This is a genomic window from Martelella sp. (assembly GCF_984369615.1).
The window spans coordinates 1-5,622 of sequence record NZ_CFHTCS010000289.1 but is presented as its reverse complement, the minus strand read 5'-3'; the positions used below and the strand labels follow the sequence as shown (position 1 = coordinate 5,622).

Here is a 5,622-nt window from a genome sequence, read left to right as displayed (position 1 = left end):
GTCGAGAACTCTCCGCTGTTCGAACCCGGTTCTGAATATGACTACTCCAACACCAACACGATCCTGCTTGGAATGGTGATAGAGAAGGTCACCGGTCAACCGGTCGAGAGAGCGTTGAGGACAATGATCTTCGAACCGCTCGGTCTGGAGAACACGATCTGGCCAGGCAGGCAGACTGCAATCCCCGCACCATACGCGCGCGGTATCTCGCTGCAAGGTTATGACGCGACCCCCGAAGCCCCGCTGGACGCCACCAACTGGAACCCGGCATCGCTTTGGACCGCTGGCGAAATCATTTCAGATGTCGATGACCTGCTCACCTATGGCAGGGCTCTGGCGACCGGTCACGGCCTTCTTGACGCAAAATCGCAGGAACAGCGGCTGCGCTCTTTCCAGGGCCCCGCAGACTATGGCTTGGCGCTGCGTTGCACCGACGGCTGGGTCGGACATACCGGTGAACTGCCGGGATACACCACCGTCGTCTATTACAATACACAAACCGACACGACCGTGGCCATACAAACCAACAGCGACATCCCTTCGGGCGATTGCGACGACGCCGAGGTTCTGCCCTCCAACCCGCACGGCATTGCGTGCTCCTTGCCCGCCATGCGCATTTTCAATGCCGTAGCGCCTCTTCTTGGCGGCACAGCAGTCCCGTGAGGCGATTGCAATGCCATCAGCGAGCACTTCAGCGAACGTAATCTGATTGTCGTGCTGCGGGCTTGGCATCCAATATTCCAACGCTCGCCTTTGCCGTGCTTTGCATCAGCACTGGCATCGCGCTCGCGCGCCCGACCTTCATGGCGGCCCTCTCCGTCCAGGTTCCTCAGGCACGGCGAGGCGTTGTCACGGGCGCGATCCAATCCCTCGTTGCGGTGACGGCATTGCAAGCCCTGTCGTTGCCGGCTTTATCCTCGGATCGGGTCTTCACGGAGTGTGGATCGGGGCGGTGGTGGCAATCGCGCTGACCGGAGCGTTCATCGCACACACGCGCCTGCGTCGCGACGATGATCCCAAGGCAATAGAATCCCGAACTGACACCGAAACCTCGACGCATGGCGACAGCGCGCCAGTAGATGGACCGGCATCGAATTTGAACTGATATTCGCTGGAATCTACGGATATGATCACGATCGCACCAATGAAGGACGGCGGCGAACGAGTTGCTTCGGCCGCTTACGTCTTTTGGATTCGAAAAGCGGTTAGACTGGATACCGCCCCGTCTCTGCCAGTCCAGAAGGCGCCGCCATTTCGGTCGTTCAAGCTTCGACTTGGTACTACATAAACTTGCCGTTCGCTTGCATTGCTCGCCTATCCTCCTGACGGCCAATCATGGCCGAAGGAGAAACGACATGGGTATAGCACAATACGATCCTGTCATGCACGGCAGGCCAGCATGGAACGCCGGACGAATGGTCGGAATTAAGAAACCCCTGAAGCAGCGCCAAGTCTGGGCGATCCGCTTCTTTCTCGATCGCGAAGGGCGAATGCGTGATCGCGCCCTGTTTGATCTCGCCATAGACAGCAAGCTTCGGGGCTGCGATCTCGTCAAGATTAAGATCGGCACGCTGGTTTCGGGGCCATTGATCCGGACCCGCACCATGGTGGTTCAGCAGAAAACGGGTCGCCCGGTTCAGTTTGAGATCACGACGGACGTGAGAGCGAGCTTGCTCGCCTGGTTGGAGCGAAGAGGTGGAACGGTTGACGACTAGGCTTTTCCCAGTCGGGTCGATCCTGCCGGTCACTTGAGCACCCGGCAATATGCACGTTTGGTCGACGAATGGGTGACAGCAATCGGCTTACGGCGGGAAGACTACCGTACTCATTCACTCCGCCGGACCAAGGCGGCAATGATCTACAAGGCAACCGGTAACCTCCGTGCAATCCAGATTCTGCTCGGTCACAGCAAGATCGAAAACACGGTCCGGTACCTCGGTGTGGACATCGAGGATGCCCTTGAACTGGCAGAGCACACCGAGATCTAGCTTTGTGCGGTTTTCGTTTCGGGCGGGCCGCGCATCTTTATAATTGGCTGCCGCGCATAACGACAATCATCGAGCGGACAGTAGTTTATGCTTGCCGAAGGCATAGATCATGGCATCTCTCTCAAGAGAAAAGGTCTCTGCCTTCAACTCTTTTGGGCCGGTCGGCAGATCAGAAACGGAGGTGCGCTTTTCCACTTCGCAACGGTCTGCCTATTGACCCCATACTATTTGAAGAGCGCGGTCGGGCTCGCTTGATGATTTTGTATTGCTCGAAGGGCTGCCGCAGTGGGCTTAGCGCTATCGTGTCGAGTTTGTCCCATAGTACACATCTCCAACTGGCCGGAGAAATGCACCACCAAAATCAGGCGGTAATACCCTGACCATTTCTTATTCTTCCGAAGTGTAACTATGCCAAAAATCCCGGCAGCGCGCTTCACACCGGAGTGCGCTGCATACCATTGCGATAGGTGCTTGGCGAACAGCCCATCCAGCGCTGGAAGGCACGGCTGAAATTCGCATGTTCCTCATAGCCGAGCGCGAAAGCGATCTGGGCGATGGACAGATCGGCTTGCGTCAGAAGCGCCATGGCCCTATCGCGCCGCGCCATCTCGACAATCTCGCGATAGGTATATCCCGCGACGCGCAGGCGCCGCTGCAGGCCCTGAACACCAAAGCCCGCGATTTCCGCAGCACCGTCGATATCGGTTTGGCCCGCCAGAAGCCGCAAGGCGACGACCGCTGAAAATGAACGCGCCGGTTCGGGCGCTTCGCTCAACGCGACATCGCCAGTCACCTCCCGCAGTGTCAGGGGTTTTAATGCAATAGCGTCAGCGGCGGGATGAGAGACGGCGATCTCCTCATATGAGAAGGGAATGGCGATGCCGGGACCATTGCATCGCAAGTTGGTCTTCAACGCGCGCTCGATCATCGATGTAGCCTCGTCGCGCGGATAGCAAACCTCGATAAAGGTCGGCCGCCAATCGACGCCGAGATAAATCTGCGCGAACGCCAGCATGGGAAAGATGATATGGTCGGCATATTGCATGCTGGAATGGCCCACGATCGGCGGCGTCACACGCCACATCCAGCGATCCTGTTCCAGAGAGAGCGTCATCGTCGTTTCAGACAATTGTGATCCGACCGTGGCACAAGCGCGGCGCAGTGCATTGCCCAGGAAACCGGCCTGCGCAGCGTAATTGGACCATTCCTCATAGACTTGATAGGACATGGCCTTGCCGACCGACAGTCCCAGGCTTCGCTCGCCAAGCACCCTCGCGCTGCTTTCGAAGAGCGCACTCATCAAGCTCAGCGGTATGGGCATGTTCTTGTGTTCGAGGACTTCAAGCGGTAGGCCGGACTGCTGAAACGCCCTGATCAGTCCACGCATTCCGCCGGTCTCCTCGACCATGGCCGGCAATGGCCCGATCCCCCTCAAACGCGCAAGCGCAACCGAACTGCTTCTTTTCGTCACCGCTATCTCCAAAGTGACGTCAAATGAAAAGCGCCGCCCTCCAATTGATCGTATTGAACAAGAGTACCAAGGGACGGGTGCAAGCCGACTTGAACCGAACAATTTGTCAAACGTCAACGCGTCATGCCCTTCAGGGGCTGCCGTTTGTCAGGTCTTGTGTTCCGCATAGCAATTTTGGACATCAACCTCAACGCGCATATGACAGAAAACACGTTCAGACAGGTGGAAGAGGAGATTTTCCGGTTCGCGGTTCCAGACCGGTTTCGGTCTACGCGGCGACTTGCCGCAAGACACGTCATTCAATGTATTCGCAACCAGATCAGCGACGCTTGGGCAAACGCCGGAGCGAGATGGAGAGAACACCCATGACACTGAGTTTCAAGTCCGCACGGGCGGCGAAGACGGGGGCCGTTCTCGCAGCCGCCCTGTGCGCTTCGGCACTGACAAGCATGAACGCTATGGCCCAGGACAGCGCTAGCACAACCGCGCCCGCGGAACAGCCCAACATCATGTTCATCATGGCTGACGACGTCGGGTACATGCAGCCCGGCATCTATCACCGTGGCCTGATGGTTGGCGAAACGCCGAATATCGACCGGATCGGCCATGAAGGCGCGATGTTCACCGACTACTACGCCCAGCAGAGCTGCACGGCGGGCCGCACATCCTTTTTCACGGGCATGAACCCGGTGCGTGCCGGCATGCTGCTGCCGGAAATTCCCGGTTCTGAATCCTATTTGCGCAAGGGCACGCCCTCGCTTGCCGTTTTCCTGCGCGATCTCGGTTACACCACCGGTGAATTCGGCAAGAACCATCTGGGCGACACGGCCGAATCGCTGCCGACCGCTCATGGCTTTGAAGAGTTCTGGGGCTATCTCTACCATCTCGACGCCATGCAGGGCGTTTCCTTCCCCGACATCAATTCCAGCCCGACCGAACAGGCCGTCGTGCCGCCTTGCACAAACACCCCGGTTCCCGGCCTGTCCGATCCGCCCGGCGCGATCGACCCTTCCGAGGGACTGTGCATGACGCCGCCGCGTCCGGTCATCGCATGCTCCTCGTCGGATGGCACAGAGGCAAACCAGAGCTGCACCGATGAAGGTCCGCTGACGCTTGAGCGTTCGAAGACCGTTGACGAGGAAATCTCCGCCAAGGTCGTCGACTTCCTCGACCGCAAGGATCCGGACAAGACCGGCAAGCCCTTCTTCGTCTGGTACAATCCCGCGCGCATGCATGTGACCACGGTTCTGTCTGACAAGTATCAGGACATGATCGGCACCAAGGGCGGCAAGGACTGGGGTCTCAACGAAGCCGGCATGAAACAGGTCGATGACAATATCGGCCTTGTTATCAAGAAGCTGGAAGAGATGGGCGAACTGGACAACACCATTCTCGTGTTCACCACCGATAACGGCGCTGAAACCATCACCTTCCCCGATGGCGGCGTAACGCCGTTCGCAGCCGGCAAACTGTCGACCTGGGAAGGCGGCATGCGCGTTCCGCTCGTCGTTCGCTGGCCGGGCCACATTGAGCCGGGTACGATCAACAATGACATGTTCTCCTCGCTTGACTGGCTGCCGACGCTGGTTGAACTGGCTGGCGGCGCCAAGGGCGATGATCTGAACAAGCAGATCCAGGCCGGTGAATATCCGGGTATCGTTAAGACCAAGCTGGATGGCTTCAACCAGGTCGGCTCGCTGACGGGCGATGAGGGGTCTGCGCGCGATACGTTCTTCTACTATTCAGGGCAAACGCCTTCGGCGGTGCGCTACAAGAACTGGAAGATGTATTTCGCCATGGTGGATCAGGATCCGTCCAAGACCTTCCTTGGCCCCGTCAAGTACAGCTGGACGCAGGTCGTCAACATCAAGCGTGATCCCTTCGAGCAGTCGATCGGTTCTTTCTCGAAGACATTCAACGGTATCGGCGGTGCGCTTGGCTCGCCCTCGACGGCCTATGCCTATGACTGGAACATGCTGCCGATCGGTCAGGCCCTGTGGCTGAAGGAGCTGGAATCCTACAAGGAATTCCCGCCGCTCCAGCACCCGGCCGCCTATAACCTCGATGCCGTGATCGCCGGTGTGAAGGCGTCCAGCACATCGAAGGAATAGGCTTCCGCCTGACCTGCAGAAGAATGAGAAGGGCGGCTGCAAGTCCGCCCTT

At 58.3% G+C, this 5,622-nt stretch carries 3 protein-coding genes and 2 pseudogenes; 3 read left to right on the top strand and 2 right to left on the bottom strand.

Translation table 11 applies throughout. The features are described 5' to 3' along the window. Positions 1 to 663 (top strand): serine hydrolase domain-containing protein (locus tag AC5DC2_RS18380; RefSeq protein WP_491699514.1); only part of this gene is annotated, 663 nt, incomplete at its 5' end. A 692-nt stretch (positions 664 to 1,355) separates the two neighbouring features. Then, positions 1,356 to 1,988: pseudogene (locus AC5DC2_RS18375) on the top strand (tyrosine-type recombinase/integrase). 38 nt (positions 1,989 to 2,026) lie between these two features. On the opposite strand, the pseudogene AC5DC2_RS18370 reads toward AC5DC2_RS18375, so the two are convergent. Both AC5DC2_RS18370 and AC5DC2_RS18365 read right to left on the bottom strand, forming a co-directional pair. Then, positions 2,027 to 2,308: pseudogene (locus AC5DC2_RS18370) on the bottom strand (IS481 family transposase); the annotation flags it as partial. A gap of 113 nt (positions 2,309 to 2,421) precedes the next feature. Further along, a complete protein-coding gene (locus AC5DC2_RS18365; protein ID WP_491699513.1) occupies positions 2,422 to 3,375 on the bottom strand; it encodes an AraC family transcriptional regulator in 954 nt (317 codons plus the stop codon). A 542-nt stretch (positions 3,376 to 3,917) separates the two neighbouring features. On the opposite strand from AC5DC2_RS18365, the gene AC5DC2_RS18360 reads away from it, so the two are divergent. Then, on the top strand, positions 3,918 to 5,570 hold the full coding sequence (locus AC5DC2_RS18360) for an arylsulfatase (RefSeq protein ID WP_491699515.1): 1,653 nt from the start codon (positions 3,918 to 3,920) through the stop codon (positions 5,568 to 5,570). Positions 5,571 to 5,622 lie beyond the last annotated feature (52 nt).